Origin of the sequence: Alteriqipengyuania flavescens (assembly GCF_030406725.1) — a bacterium.
In the GTDB taxonomy this organism is placed as follows: Bacteria; Pseudomonadota; Alphaproteobacteria; order Sphingomonadales; family Sphingomonadaceae; genus Alteriqipengyuania_B; species Alteriqipengyuania_B flavescens.
This window is the reverse complement of record NZ_CP129107.1, coordinates 2,627,549-2,640,354: the sequence shown is the minus strand read 5'-3', so window position 1 is coordinate 2,640,354 and position 12,806 is coordinate 2,627,549. Positions and strand designations below refer to the sequence as shown.

General features: G+C 64.7%; 15 protein-coding genes and 1 tRNA gene. 13 read left to right on the top strand and 3 right to left on the bottom strand.

Annotated features, from left to right (window positions below):
- The first annotated feature begins 150 nt into the window (after positions 1-150).
- From bamA to rpmE, 4 genes are all read left to right on the top strand, one after another.
- A complete protein-coding gene (gene bamA / locus QQW98_RS13465; protein ID WP_290135436.1) occupies positions 151-2,841 on the top strand; it encodes an outer membrane protein assembly factor BamA in 2,691 nt (896 codons plus the stop codon).
- Entirely contained in the window at positions 2,841-3,542 is a 702-nt protein-coding gene (locus QQW98_RS13460; RefSeq protein ID WP_290135435.1) for an OmpH family outer membrane protein, read from the top strand. Before bamA ends, QQW98_RS13460 begins: the two co-directional genes overlap by 1 nt.
- Positions 3,543-3,567: 25 nt before the next feature.
- Complete coding sequence (gene fabZ / locus QQW98_RS13455; RefSeq protein ID WP_404800820.1) at positions 3,568-4,053, top strand: 3-hydroxyacyl-ACP dehydratase FabZ; 486 nt, start codon at positions 3,568-3,570, stop codon at positions 4,051-4,053.
- A 106-nt stretch (positions 4,054-4,159) separates the two neighbouring features.
- Positions 4,160-4,384 carry a 50S ribosomal protein L31 gene (gene rpmE, locus QQW98_RS13450; protein ID WP_290135434.1) on the top strand — a complete coding sequence of 75 codons (225 nt, stop codon included), beginning with the start codon at positions 4,160-4,162 and terminating at the stop codon, positions 4,382-4,384.
- Positions 4,385-4,441: 57 nt separating this feature from the next.
- On the opposite strand, the gene QQW98_RS13445 is transcribed toward rpmE, so the two are convergent.
- The 3 genes from QQW98_RS13445 to QQW98_RS13435 form a co-directional block, all read right to left on the bottom strand.
- Positions 4,442-4,858 carry a GFA family protein gene (locus QQW98_RS13445; RefSeq protein ID WP_290135433.1) on the bottom strand — a complete coding sequence of 139 codons (417 nt, stop codon included), beginning with the start codon at positions 4,856-4,858 and terminating at the stop codon, positions 4,442-4,444.
- Between the two features lie 615 nt (positions 4,859-5,473).
- On the bottom strand, positions 5,474-5,782 hold the full coding sequence (locus QQW98_RS13440) for a hypothetical protein (RefSeq protein WP_290135432.1): 309 nt from the start codon (positions 5,780-5,782) through the stop codon (positions 5,474-5,476).
- Positions 5,779-6,411, bottom strand: a complete 633-nt coding sequence (locus QQW98_RS13435; RefSeq protein WP_290135431.1) for a prolyl hydroxylase family protein — start codon at positions 6,409-6,411, stop codon at positions 5,779-5,781. Before QQW98_RS13435 ends, QQW98_RS13440 begins: the two co-directional genes overlap by 4 nt.
- 205 nt (positions 6,412-6,616) lie before the next feature.
- On the opposite strand from QQW98_RS13435, the gene QQW98_RS13430 reads away from it, so the two are divergent.
- The 9 genes from QQW98_RS13430 to QQW98_RS13390 all read left to right on the top strand — a co-directional run bounded on the left by QQW98_RS13430 (position 6,617) and on the right by QQW98_RS13390 (position 12,742).
- Positions 6,617-6,693, top strand: a tRNA-His gene (locus tag QQW98_RS13430).
- A 63-nt stretch (positions 6,694-6,756) separates the two neighbouring features.
- Positions 6,757-7,821 (top strand): Glu/Leu/Phe/Val family dehydrogenase, encoded by a 1,065-nt coding sequence (locus tag QQW98_RS13425; RefSeq protein ID WP_290135430.1) that lies wholly within the window; start codon positions 6,757-6,759, stop codon positions 7,819-7,821.
- A 92-nt stretch (positions 7,822-7,913) separates the two neighbouring features.
- Positions 7,914-8,630: a heme ABC transporter permease CcmC gene (gene ccmC / locus QQW98_RS13420; protein ID WP_290135429.1), complete on the top strand. Its 717-nt coding sequence runs from the start codon at positions 7,914-7,916 to the stop codon at positions 8,628-8,630.
- A gap of 4 nt (positions 8,631-8,634) precedes the next feature.
- The gene (locus QQW98_RS13415) at positions 8,635-8,775 is read left to right on the top strand and encodes a hypothetical protein (RefSeq protein WP_290135428.1); all 141 of its coding nucleotides are present in this window, start codon (positions 8,635-8,637) and stop codon (positions 8,773-8,775) included.
- 5 nt (positions 8,776-8,780) lie between these two features.
- Complete coding sequence (ccmE, locus tag QQW98_RS13410; RefSeq protein ID WP_290136949.1) at positions 8,781-9,230, top strand: cytochrome c maturation protein CcmE; 450 nt, start codon at positions 8,781-8,783, stop codon at positions 9,228-9,230.
- Positions 9,227-11,170, top strand: coding sequence for a heme lyase CcmF/NrfE family subunit (locus QQW98_RS13405; protein ID WP_290135427.1), 1,944 nt, complete (start codon positions 9,227-9,229; stop codon positions 11,168-11,170). The genes ccmE and QQW98_RS13405 overlap by 4 nt, the downstream gene beginning before the upstream one ends.
- A gap of 2 nt (positions 11,171-11,172) precedes the next feature.
- Complete coding sequence (locus QQW98_RS13400; protein ID WP_290135426.1) at positions 11,173-11,697, top strand: DsbE family thiol:disulfide interchange protein; 525 nt, start codon at positions 11,173-11,175, stop codon at positions 11,695-11,697.
- On the top strand, positions 11,694-12,104 hold the full coding sequence (locus QQW98_RS13395; RefSeq protein ID WP_290135425.1) for a cytochrome c-type biogenesis protein: 411 nt from the start codon (positions 11,694-11,696) through the stop codon (positions 12,102-12,104). Before QQW98_RS13400 ends, QQW98_RS13395 begins: the two co-directional genes overlap by 4 nt.
- Entirely contained in the window at positions 12,101-12,742 is a 642-nt protein-coding gene (locus QQW98_RS13390; RefSeq protein WP_290135424.1) for a tetratricopeptide repeat protein, read from the top strand. Before QQW98_RS13395 ends, QQW98_RS13390 begins: the two co-directional genes overlap by 4 nt.
- The last annotated feature ends 64 nt before the right edge of the window (positions 12,743-12,806 follow it).

The window sequence follows — 12,806 nt, the reverse complement described above, 5'->3', positions numbered from 1 at the left end:
TTGAAAGGGGAACGGGCATCGGGCAAGGGCGAAGCGCACACGCCCACCGGCTTTCAGGCAGGCCTGCCACAGACCGAAGGGCATCCGCGATCAGGCGCGATCGAATGCGATACGAATAACGGGATTGGCCCTTCAATGAACGGACGGGATATGAGCCACACGGTTACCACTTCAGGCGCGCGGCGCCGCGTTGCCGCTTTCTGCGCGGTGGCGATGGCCGGCACGATGCTGGGCGGTGTTCCCGCTTTCGCGCAGGAAGTGGTCGGGGAAGCGGCACCTGCCGCCACGACTTCCATACTCCCGCAGGAACAGGTGATCCGCACGGTCACCGTGGTCGGCAACCAGCGGCTGGAGGCGGACACGATCCTCTCCTACATTCAGCTGCGCCCCGGCCAGGTCTACACCGCTGCGGTTGCCGACCAGGCGCTTAAGGACCTGTCGGCGACCGAACTGTTCGCCGATTACCGGATCACCAACAACAACGGCAACGTCGTAATCGAGGTGGTCGAAAACCCGATCATCAACCGGATCGTGCTGGAGGGGAACAGCAAGATCAAGGACGACAAGATCCTTCCCGAAATCCGCCTCGCCCCGCGCCAGATCTACACCCGTTCGAAGGTCCGCGCCGACGTCGCCCGCATCATCGAGCTCTACAAGCGGCAGGGTCGCTATGCCGCTGTGGTCGAACCCAAGGCCGTGCAGCTCGAACAGAACCGCGTCGACATCGTCTTCGAGATTACCGAAGGCCCGAAGTCGAAGGTTCGCCAGATCAACATCATCGGCAACGAGGCGTTCTCCGACAGCGAAATCCGCAGCGAGATGGCGACCAAGCAGTCGCGATGGTTCCGTTTCCTCAGCTCGAACACCACCTACGATCCCGACCGCCTGGCATTCGACCAGCAGAACCTGCGCCGCTTCTACCTGACCGAAGGCTATGCCGACTTCCGCGTCGTTTCCGCCGTGGCCGAGCTGACGCCGGACAAGGAAGACTTCATTATCACCTACGTGGTGGAAGAGGGCGAGCGGTACCGCTTCGGCGACGTTTCGGTCGATAGCCAGCTGCGCGATTTCAGCGACGAGGCGCTGACCCGCGGCCTGTCGATGAAGACCGGCGACTGGTACGATGCGAAGGCCGTGGAAGACACGGTGGAAGGCCTGACCGAGGCTGCCGGCACCTTCGGCTACGCCTTTGCCGAAGTGAACCCGCGCTTCTCCAAGAACGCCGAAAACCTGACGATGGATGTCGAATTCGTCATCCAGGAAGCGCCGCGCGTTTACGTGGAGCGGGTCGACATCAACGGCAATACGCTGACGCAGGACAAGGTGATCCGCCGCGAATTCCGCATCGCGGAAGGCGACGCCTTTAACAGCCTCGCGCTGGCCCGCTCGACCGCGCGCATCAATTCGCTGGGCTATTTCCAGGAAAACTTCGAGATCGAACAGCAGCCGGGCAGCGCGCCCGACCGCATCGTGCTGGCCGCCAACGTGCAGGAACAGCCGACCGGCCAGCTGCAGTTCGCCGCTGGTTTCTCCAGCCTCGAAAGCTTCATCCTGCAGGGTTCGATCAGGCAGGTGAACTTCCGCGGGCGCGGCCAGACGGTCGGCGCCAGCATCAACTATTCGCGCTACTCGCGCTCCGCCTCGCTCAGCTTCTTCGAGCCATACCTGTTCAACAAGAGCATTTCGGCGGGCATCGATCTCTACCGGCGCGACCTCAACAACTACAACACCTTCAGTAGCGATCGGACCACCACTTTCGAGCAGACGACAACCGGTGGCCAGATCCGCCTCGGCATACCGATCACGGAATATATTTCCGGTATCGCACGCTATACGCTGAATTTCGAAGACGTGTTTATCGACGAGGATCGCTATTTCGCGGACTTCGACGGCGATGGCATCGAGACCTGCCAGCCCCTGCTTGGTTCTCGCTACCTGTGCGACCTGATCGGGGAGAGGACCAGCTCGATCCTGGGCCTTTCGCTCAATTACAACCAGCTTAACAATGGCATTCGTCCGACAAGTGGCCAGGCAGGCAGCGTATCGCTCGATTTCGCGGGACTGGGCGGCAACGTGAAGTACATTCGCGGCCGGGCCAACGCGCGCAAATACTGGAACGTCGGCAGCGGCTTCATCTTCTCGCTCTCGGCCGAAGGCGGCTACATCAAGGGGCTGGAGGAGCGTGACGATCCCTTCGTCGATCCGGTCCGCCTGACCGACCGTTTCCAGCTTGGCGAACCGCAGCTGCGCGGTTTCGACATTCGCGGCGTCGGCCCGCGCGTCATCCGCCAGCCCATCGTGGCCGGCGAAGATGGCGAACCTGTCATCATCACCGACCAGGAAAACGTACGCGGCGACCCGCTGGGCGGCAATGCCTATTATCTCGGCCGCGCCGAGCTCGAAATCCCGCTCAGCAGTGGTGCCCGTGAACTGGGCCTCCGCCCGACGGTCTATGTCGACATCGGCTCACTGTTCGACGTGACGCAGCCGGAACTCCTCAGCAGCCCGCTGGGCAACGAGATCTTCATCGCCAGCCGCGACGACAACGGCAACCCGATCTACCGCCAGGTCAACGATCCCGACGATGAGACGGACGATGTCCTGCTGGCCATTCCGGAAGGCGATCCGATCCCGGACGGCTTCTCCGCCGAAGGACGTTCCTTCCCCGCATTCCGCGAGGTGTTCCTCGGGAACAGCGCACAACCCCGTATTTCCATTGGCGTCGGCGTCAACTGGAACTCCCCGTTCGGTCCGCTCCGGATCGACTTCGCTCACGCTTTGCTGAGCCAGGAAGGCGACGACGTTAAGGCCTTCTCATTCAACGTAGGAACGCAATTCTGATGACCAAGATTTTCCGCACCGCAATCGCCGCGACCATGCTCGCCGGCGCTGCCACCGCCGCCACCATGCCCGTGCAGGCTGCCGCCCAGGTCGCAGGCTTCGCCACAGCCAATCCCGAACTGGCGATCGCGCAGTCGACGGCGCGCGCAACCGCCTACCAGCAGATCGGCCAGCAGTACCAAGCGCAGATCACGCAGATCGGCCAGCTGTCCGAACAGCTCGCCACGCTGGAGCAGCAGATCGATACCAACCGCGACGGCCAGGTGACACAGGCAGAAGCGCAGGCGAACTCCGCTGCCCTGCAGCAGGCGCAGACCCTGTCGCAGCAGCTCGACACGCTGAGCCGCCCGATCCAGTTGGCGCAGATGTACGCGCTCGAGCAGATCGCCCGCGACTACGGCAACGCGCGCACGGCGGCCATGCAGTCGCGCGGCGTGCAGGTCCTGCTCGATCCGACCGCGGTGCAGAGCGCACCCGAAGGCTTCGACATTACCGATGCCATCGTGGCGCAAATCAACACGCGCCTGCCTGCCGTGACGACCGCACCGCCGGCGGACTGGCGCCCGAGCCAGACAGTCCTCCAGCTGCACCAGACCGTGGGCCAGATCATCGGCATCGCCGTGCGTCGCCAGATGATGATCGACGCGCAGCAGCAGCAGGGCCAGCAGCCGGCAGCAACGCCGGCGCCGACGGGCCGCTAAGGTAAGGCGAAGCGGGGGCAAGGCCATGAGCGACGAGAAGACCAGCGAAGCCGGCAATGCAGCCGGCGGCGCCATGGACATTCAGGCAATCCTGAAGGCCCTGCCGCACCGTTACCCCCTGCTGCTCGTCGACCGGGTCGTATCGCTCGAACTGGGCGAGAAAATCCACGCGGTGAAAGCCGTCAGTATGAACGAGCAGTTCTTCCAGGGCCATTTCCCGGCCCAGCCGATCATGCCCGGCGTGCTGCAGGTTGAAGCGATGGCGCAGGCCGCCGCAATTTTGGGCATCGAGACGCTGGAACTCGCCGGGACGGGCAAGCTCGTCTATTTCATGGGCATCGATAACGCGAAATTCCGCGCGCCCGTGACGCCGGGCTGTCTGCTCGACATGCATGTGGCGTTCGTCCAGAAACGCAGCCGCGTCTACAAGTTCCGCGGCGTCGCCAGCGTAGAGGGCAAGACCACCTGCGAGGTCGATTTTACCGCGATGATTGCCGATCCCCCGAAATAGGGCGCACACTTCGCTTGTCATTCGCGCGCGATGCCGCTAGGCGCGCGCCTTTCCCGATCAACAGCACGCCCGGTCGGTACCGGGCACAGCTACCAAGGACCATGCCATGAAGGCCGATACGCATCCCGATTACCACATGATCACGGTCAAGATGACCGACGGTACCGAATTCCAGACGCGCTCCACCTGGGGTAGCGAAGGCGACACGCTGTCGCTGGAAATCGACCCGACCAGCCACCCGGCATGGACCGGCGGAAAGCAGCAGATCCAGGAAGGCGGCCGCGTCGCAGCCTTCAACAAGCGTTTCGGCGGGCTCAGCCTCAAGAAGTAAGCCTCGCTTGCATCGAACACGTGAAGGGCGGTCCTGCGGGGCCGCCCTTTTGCGTTTCTAAAGCTCCGGCTCGAACTTCAGTGTGCCGGCCACTTGAATCCTGCGACCCGTATCGCGCGGGTGGTTCTGCCCGTCGTGGACCGGCAGCGCGGGATAGTCGTAGCGCGAGACGCCGTCCAGACAGACGCTGTTGATGCCGAACTTGTCCGGCTCCGATCGCAGCTGGTGGAACACGTGGATGCCGCAGGTGCTGCAGAAGCGGTGCTTCGCGACGCCGGTGTTGAAAGTGTAGAGCGTCAGCGCATCCTCGCCTTGGTCGATTGTCAGCGCATCGAGCGGGACATCGACCATGACGTTGCCCTTCATCTCGCAATAGGAGCAATTGCACAGGTGTGGACGGGCACCGGCGGGCATTCGGGCGGAAAAGCGCACCGCGCCGCAATGGCAGCCTCCCTTGCGGACGATGTCCGTCATGCACTCCCTCCTGCTGCAGCCAATGCCCAATGGTTGATGTCGGGCGTCACTAGGATCGGGTCGAACCGCTCGGCCTCGGGCCAATCGAATTCGTCCTCTGTCGCAGCGACGGACTCTCAGATCGCGTCAGCAAAATTCGCTAACTGGGCCGGCTTCGATATTCTTGTGCTAGAATATCAATCTCGGCAACTGGTCTTTCGGTCCAGCACCTCAAAGTGTCACTCCATCGGACTTTAGCGAAGCCAAGTGTCCGATATCTTGCGGAGCCATGGCAGCTCTGCACTTCCGTGAAAAGCATCAAGCGATATTTAAGTTTTCTTCTAGCTTTTGCACGCTTTTCCGCCAGCTGGCGACGAAAGGTACCTTTGAATCGAATTTGCACTGCGCCCCCGAAGTGTTCCCTTGATTTCCTAGATTTCATGAAAAATACGAAATTTTGCACCAAGGTCAATGCGATCTCATATGAACCTTACGCAATTGTAAGAATCGGACATAAATTTGCTAGTAGGTCGCCGGCAACCATTGAGTTTCGTGAATCGAATTATGCTTAAAAACGAATGGTTTATCTCAGATTGACGGTACACACGTGCCCGTTCCCCGCGAGAGCAATTCTTTTCATATTTTTTCGCACGAATCCAGTTTCCAATGGTTAATCCCGGGCGTCACGAGCATTGGGTCGAGCCGCTCCGCTTCGGGCCAGTCGAACTCGCCTGCGGTCGCGGCAAAGGCTGCATCGCGCGTGGCCATGTCCGGCCACAGGGCGATGGCGACGAGCGTGCCGTCGGCATCCTCGCCAAGCAGCGATCCTTGCCCGCCCAGTTCGCGCAGTCGCAATGTCGCGCGCTCCCACGTGTCGCGGAAGGCCGGTCGTTTCTCGGCAGCCACCCGCCAGCGATAGATCGCCACCAGGCCCGGTTCGTTCATCCCCACGGTTTCTCCCTGTACCACTTGGTGATCACGTATTTCACGCCCTTACGCACCTTCATGCCGTGGTGGAGCGTGTTGACGTTGCCGCTGCCGTCGGCCTTGCGATTGTTCCAGCACAGAAGCTTGCCGGTTTCCGGCTGGAAGGTCTTGCCAATCACCTTGAAACGGGTGCCGCCGCCAGCTTCCACCTCGTTTAGATAGATCATGAAGGTCCACGTCCGTTGCCCGGCCACGGTGCAATACTGCTCCCAGTCCTTGCCGTGCGGGTCGAACCAGTCGGTGTGCTGCTTGAATTCCTGGCCCACGGCATAGCGCTGGCCCTGCACGGGTTCGCCGTGGGCGGGATCGATGCCGTTGAATTCGCGCAGCCGCCTCTCGAGCTCGATCACTGCCGGCTGGGCAGGGTCGAGATCGCAGGTTTCGCTGGTGCGGAAATAGTCGTCGCCATTGTGATCGGCGAGGGTGGAGGGCCTGCGGTTCGCGTCGATCAGCTCGATCAGCTCACCGCACAGCCCGGCCGGCAGGAAATCGTCCGCCACCAGCAATTCGAGCTTGGGGGAGGGGACCTGCTTCACGCCGCCCGTGGCGCGCAGGATGTCGGGGGAGGATTCGCCGGGGCCAAGCATTCCCCTCGTTCTACGCCGCAGCGCTCATGTCGCAAGCGCGAAACTTTCTTGCGCAAACAGCGCCCGGATGCAGTTTTCGCTTCCCAATTCCGGCCATCCATGCAACAGGCCGCGCCCGCCCCAGATGACCGCTTGACCGGCGGCGCGAGGGGCGTAACAGCGCGCACGTCCGGCACGGGCGGCACGTTTGCGTGACGATAGTGTGGCGATCGTAGCTCAGTTGGTTAGAGCGCCGGTTTGTGGTACCGGAGGTCGGGGGTTCGAGACCCCTCGATCGCCCCATCTTCCCCGTTTCCCGGACTTGATATTCCAGCGCGAAATTTCGCGCCAGGCGGGTGAGCGACGATGACCGCATTCTGGGCCGAACCGGATTACGACGACCACGAAATCGTGCATTTCGTGCGCGATCGCGACAGCGGCCTGACCGCCATCATTGCCCTGCATTCCACCCATCTCGGCCCGGCGGCGGGCGGCACGCGCTTCTGGCATTATGCGGAGCCGAAGGCCGCGATGCGCGATGCGCTGCGCCTCAGCCGCGGGATGAGCTACAAGAACGCCATGGCCGGCCTGCCGATCGGCGGCGGCAAGGCGGTGATCCTGGCAGACGAGGACGGGACCAAGACGGAAGCAATGCTGGCCGCATTCGGCAAGGCGGTCGACGGGCTGGGCGGTCGCTACGTCACGGCAGAGGACGTGGGGATCTCGCCCGCCGACATGGAACTGGTGGCGCAGTACACGCAGCACGTCTCGGGCCTCCCGGTGGAAGAAGGCGATGCGGGCGGCGATCCAGGGCCGTTCACGGCAATGGGCATTTTCCACGGCATCAAGGCCGCGGTCGCTCACAAGCTGGAGCGAGAGGACCTCGACGGCGTCCATGTCGCCCTGCAGGGCACCGGCAGCGTTGGCGGCGGCGTGGCGCGCCTGCTGGCCAAGGAAGGCGCCAGGCTGACGGTCGCCGATATCGATACCGGCCGCGCCAAGTCTCTCGCCAAGGAAGTTGGCGGAGAGGCCGTGGCGGCGGACGCGATCATGTCCACCCACTGCGATGTCTTCAGCCCCAATGCGCTGGGCGCGATACTCGATGAAGAGGGCATCGCCCGGCTCGATTGCAGCATCGTGGCAGGCGGCGCGAACAACCAGCTCGCCCGGCCGGAACACGGCAAGCTGCTGGCCGACCGCGGCATCCTCTACGCGCCCGATTACGTCATCAATGCCGGCGGCATCATCAGCGTCTGCCTCGAATATCTCTGCCGCACCCAAGGCCAGCCGTGCGACATCAACGAGGTGCGCAAGCGCATCGCGCAGATCCCCGACCGGCTGCAATCGATCTGGACCAGGTGCGACGAAACCGGCGAGCGTCCGGACGTGGTGGCCGACGAGATGGCGCAGGAGCTGATCGGCCGGAAGTAAGTGGGGCCATCGCGCCCGAAGCGCACGAATTTCCGCCACAAATGCGGTGAAAGCTGCTAGGGGGCGGCGACTCTCCCGATCATCTGCTATCAATGCATTATTTCGCCAATCCCACCCGCTTCCTGAGCATTGCGCGCTGGCTCACGCCGGTCTTGCTGTTTGGCGGCCTGCTGCTATCGGCGGCGGGGCTCGCATGGGGGCTTAGCGTCCCGCCCGACCGGCTGATGGGGGAAACCGTGGCGATCCTGTTCGTCCATGTGCCGGCGGCATGGCTGGGCATGGGCGGATGGACGGCGATTGCGGTTTCAAGCCTGGTCGTGCTCGTCTGGCGGCACCCGCTGGCCGCAATCGCGGCGCGCGCCGCGGCTGTGCCCGGTGCGGTCTTCACCGCGATTTGCCTTGCCACCGGGTCCATCTGGGGCCGGCCCACCTGGGGCACGTGGTGGGTGTGGGACGGACGGCTGACCAGCATGCTGGTGCTTCTGTTCCTCTATTTCGCTTACATCGCGCTCAGCTCCGCCACTATGCGCGAAGGCGCGTCGGAGCGGCTGCCTGCCATTTTCGGCCTGCTGGGTGCGGTCAATATCCCGATCATCAACCGCTCCGTGGTGTGGTGGAATTCGCTGCACCAGCCGCCCAGCCTGACCATGGGCAATTCCGCGATCGACGCGGTGTACCTGTGGCCGCTGGTCCTGTGCGTGACCGGTTTCTCGCTGCTGTTCGGCGGCGTCGTGCTTGCACGAATGCGGGCGATCCTCGCCGAAACGCAGGCCGAGGCGCGCCTGCGCCGTCTGGCGCGGGAGGGGTAGCGCGATGCGCGAAGCACTCGACCAGGGCGATTTCGTCCTCGCCGCCTATGTGCTCACCATCGTGGCGGCAATGGCGCTTGCCGTTTGGAGCTGGGCGTGGATGCGTCGGGCGGAACGGCGCAAGGCGGACCTGAAGCGCAAGTGAGCACCATCAAGCCAAAACACCAGCGGTTGGTGCTGGTCGCCATCGCGCTCGCGGCGCTGGTCGGCGCCGGCCTGCTCGCAGCGTGGGGCCTGCGCAACCAGGCCAATTTCTTTTACGTGCCCGCGCAATATATCGCGGAAAAACCTGCTTCGGACCGCCTGATACGGCTCGGCGGCATGGTTGAGGCCGGATCGCTCGAAACCCTGCCCGACGGGGTGACCGTCACTTTCACCGTTGGCGACGGCAAGGCGCGGGTGCCGGTGCGCTATACCGGCATCCTTCCCGACCTGTTCGTGGAAGGCTCCGGCGTGGTGGCGGAGGGGCGGCGGCAGGCGGACGGCCTGTTCCTTGCCGAAAACCTCCTCGCCAAGCATGACGAGAACTACATGCCGCGCGAGCTGGAAGGCATGGACGCCGAAGCCAAGGCCGACACGCTGGCGGATACCGTCGAGTGATCGCCGAACTGGGACTTGCGGCGCTGTGGATGGCGGCCGCACTCGCGGCGCTGCAGCTGGTCGCTGGCGCGTTCGGCGTTCGCGCGGACAGCATCCTTGTAGACATGGCGCGCCCGGCGGCGATCGTTCAGGCGCTGCTGGTGATGGGCAGCTTCACCGCGCTGCTATACGTTTTTGCGGTCACCGATCTGTCGGTGGCACTGGTCGCCTCGAATTCGCACAGCGCCAAGCCCTTCATCTACAAGGTCACCGGCGCGTGGGGGAGCCACGAGGGCTCGATGCTGCTGTGGGTGACCGTGCTGGCAATGTCGGGCGCGCTCGTAGCCCGCTTCGAACGCCGGCTGGATGCACGAAGCCTCGCGGGAACACTGGCGGCACAGGGCGCGCTGGCGCTTGGCTTCTATGCTTTCCTGCTGTTCAGTTCCAACCCGTTCGAGCGGCTGGCGACGCCGGTGCCGGAGGGCCTCGGCCTCAACCCGCTGTTGCAGGACATCGGCCTCGCCTTCCATCCGCCCACGCTCTACCTCGGCTATGTCGGCCTTTCGGTCGCGTTCAGTTTCGCCGTGGGTGCGCTCCTGACGGGCCGCGTGGACCGCGCCTTTGCCGATGCGATGCGCCCGTGGGTGCTGGGCGCCTGGGTCTTCCTCACGCTCGGCATTTCGGCGGGTAGTTACTGGGCATACTACGAGCTCGGCTGGGGCGGCTGGTGGTTCTGGGACCCGGTCGAGAACGCCTCGCTGATGCCCTGGCTCGCTGCCACGGCGCTGCTCCACTCGGTGAGCGTCCTGTCATCGCGCGGAGGTCTCAGGACCTGGACGATCATGCTGGCGGTGACGGCCTTTGCCATGTCGATGCTAGGCACGTTCCTCGTGCGCTCCGGCATCCTCACAAGCGTCCATGCTTTCGCCGTCGATCCGGAGCGCGGAGCCTTCATCCTCGTGCTGATGGTGCTTTACACCGGCGCCGCGCTCGGCCTGTTCGCCTGGCGCGCGTCCGCCATCGCGGAGGGGCAGCGCTTCGCCGTGGTCAGCCGCGAGGGTGCGCTGGTGGTGAACAACGTGCTGCTCAGCGCAATCCTCGCCATCGTGCTGTTCGGCACGCTGTACCCCGTCGCGACCGAGGCGTTCGGTGTGCGGGTTTCCGTCGGCCCGCCTTATTTCAACCCGGTCTCCGCCATGTTCTTCCTGCCCCTGGTGCTGGTGCTGCTCGTCGGCCCGCTGCTGCGCTGGAAGCGCGACCGGCTGGACCGGATCGCGAAGCCCGCGATTGCCGCGGCCGTGGTGCTGGGCGCGGCTTTGGTCGGCGTCGCGATGCTGGGCGGGGCGGGCCTCCTCCCGGCACTCGGAATAGCTTTGGCCGTCGCTCTCGGGGTGGCGAGCTGGATGCCACTCAAAGGCCGGCGCTTGCGCTATGTTGAGCTGTCCGTCTGGGGCATGGTGCTGGCCCATTTCGGCCTCGCGGTAAGCCTGTTCGGCGCGGCGGCTGATAGCGGCTTCAGCAAGGAAACGCTGGCTGCCAGCGCCATCGGCGACATCATGGCAATCGGCCCGTACGAAGTCGAACTGACTTCGATCACGCCCGTCGCCGGCCCCAACTGGACCGCGACCGAAGCGACGATGCTGGCGCGGCGGGGCGGGGCGAGTTACGAGCTGCATCCGCAATCGCGCAGCTTCTGGCAGCCCCAGCAGCAGACGAGCGAATCCGCGCTGCTGGGATCGTGGAACGGCCAGCTTTACGCGGTTATCGGAGAACAGGCGGACGGCGGGCGGTGGCAGGTGCGTCTGTGGTGGAAGCCCTTCGTCACGCTGATCTGGCTCGGCAGCATCCTGATCGCGCTCGGCGGCGTTCTCGCGCTGGTCGGGCGGATGGGGAAGCGGCGGAAACGCGACCGCGCGCGGGCGCGAACGGCGCGGCAGCAGGCGGAGCTGGCAGCGCTATGAAGATGAAGTTCGCCCTGATCCCCGTCGCCATAGTCGCACTGCTAGGCGGGTTCTTCGCCTACAAGCTGACCCAGCCGCGCAACGATTTCGTGCAGAGCGCGATGGTGGGGCAGCCGGTGCCCGCTTTCGTGCTGCCGCCGATCAGCGAGAGCCGGCCGGGCGTGCAGACAGCGGACCTGCGCGACGGCAAGCCCAAACTGGTCAATTTCTTTGCCAGCTGGTGCCTGCCGTGCCGGGTGGAGGCGCCTTTTCTCGACCGGCTGGAACGGGAAGGGGCGACCATCGTCGCGATTGCGATTTCCGACGAGGGCGAGGATGTCGACAGGTTCCTGGCCGAATTCGGCAACCCGTTCGCGCGCATCGGCGACGATGAGAATTCGCAGATCCAGCTGGAATTCGGATCGAGCAAGGTGCCCGAAACCTTCGTCGTCGATGGCGAAGGCGTGATCCGGTACCACCACATCGGCGATATCGCCGAGCGCGACATCCCGGTGCTCTTGCGCGAGCTCGAAAAGGCCGGGCAATGATGCGGTTGGTCGCCTTACTCTTGCTACTGTTCGCGATCCCCGTGCCGCTGGCCGCGCAGCAGGCCACGGCGCCGGCGCAATATGCCTATACCCAGCTGGCCGACCCGTCACAGGAGGACGAGGCACGCGCGCTGATGGAGACGCTGCGCTGCGTGACCTGCCAAAGCCAGTCGATCGCCGATTCCGATGCGCCGATGGCGGGCACGATGCGCCATGTCGTGCGCAGCCGGATCGCGGCGGGCCAATCGCCTGACGAGATCCGCGGCTTCCTGATGTCGCGCTATGGCGACTATGTCAGCTACGAACCGCAGGTATCGCGCACGACCTGGCCGTTGTTCGCGATCCCGGCGCTGCTGGTGCTGCTGGCGCTCTTCGTGCTGGCGCGCAGGCTGCGGAGGCGCGCGTGACCTGGCTGCTCGTCCTCCTTCTTGCCGCAGCGGCGTTCGCGGCTGCCGCTTTTGTCCTGAAGATGCCGCGCGGCGCATGGATGCTGTTTGCCGCCGCCCTGCTGTTCGGCCTTACCGGCTATGCCCTGCAGGCGAGCCCCGACCTGCCTTCTGCGCCGAGCGACCAGTCGGGGGGGGAAGCCGACGACGGCAGCCAGATGATCGAGGCGCGGCTGCGCTTCGGACGGTCCGACCGATTGCTTTCTCGCGAGCTCATCACTGCGGACAGCCTGACCCGGCGCGGGCAGTTCGCCAATGCCGCCGCGGCGCTCAGGTCCGCTGTCGAACGCAGGCCGCAGGATGCGGAACTGTGGCTGGCACTGGCCATGAACCTCGTCGCCCACGCCGAGGGCCGGTTGACGCCGCCGGCGGAATACGCGTTCGAGCGGGCGGAGGCTGCCGCACCGGGACAGGTGGCCGCAGGCTTCTTCCGCGGCGCGGCCATGCTGGGTCAGGGACAGCTGGACGAAGGCCGCAGCGAATGGGCGCGGGCGCTCGGTCAGGCTGATGGCAACGCCTGGGGCCGCGCCGAATTGCAGGCGCGGCTGGCGCAGCTCGATGCCGCGCTTGCCCAGCGCGGCGGGCAGGGCGGGCAATGACGCCGGAAACCGCGCAATCCGGTACCTATTGCGGCACCATTGCCGCGCTGCTAGTGCGCGCGCT

Bases quoted from the DNA above. Each gene is read 5' to 3' on its own strand.
- QQW98_RS13425 (WP_290135430.1), top strand. From the start codon at position 6,757: ATGACCGCATTCTGGGCCGAACCGGATTACGACGACCACGAAATCGTG.
- QQW98_RS13445 (WP_290135433.1), bottom strand. From the start codon at position 4,858: ATGACGGACATCGTCCGCAAGGGAGGCTGCCATTGCGGCGCGGTGCGC.
- QQW98_RS13395 (WP_290135425.1), top strand. From the start codon at position 11,694: ATGATGCGGTTGGTCGCCTTACTCTTGCTACTGTTCGCGATCCCCGTG.
- QQW98_RS13460 (WP_290135435.1), top strand. From the start codon at position 2,841: ATGACCAAGATTTTCCGCACCGCAATCGCCGCGACCATGCTCGCCGGC.
- rpmE (WP_290135434.1), top strand. From the start codon at position 4,160: ATGAAGGCCGATACGCATCCCGATTACCACATGATCACGGTCAAGATG.
- QQW98_RS13400 (WP_290135426.1), top strand. From the start codon at position 11,173: ATGAAGTTCGCCCTGATCCCCGTCGCCATAGTCGCACTGCTAGGCGGG.
- bamA (WP_290135436.1), top strand. From the start codon at position 151: ATGAGCCACACGGTTACCACTTCAGGCGCGCGGCGCCGCGTTGCCGCT.
- fabZ (WP_404800820.1), top strand. From the start codon at position 3,568: ATGAGCGACGAGAAGACCAGCGAAGCCGGCAATGCAGCCGGCGGCGCC.
- QQW98_RS13435 (WP_290135431.1), bottom strand. From the start codon at position 6,411: ATGCTTGGCCCCGGCGAATCCTCCCCCGACATCCTGCGCGCCACGGGC.
- QQW98_RS13415 (WP_290135428.1), top strand. From the start codon at position 8,635: ATGCGCGAAGCACTCGACCAGGGCGATTTCGTCCTCGCCGCCTATGTG.
- ccmC (WP_290135429.1), top strand. From the start codon at position 7,914: ATGCATTATTTCGCCAATCCCACCCGCTTCCTGAGCATTGCGCGCTGG.
- QQW98_RS13440 (WP_290135432.1), bottom strand. From the start codon at position 5,782: ATGAACGAACCGGGCCTGGTGGCGATCTATCGCTGGCGGGTGGCTGCC.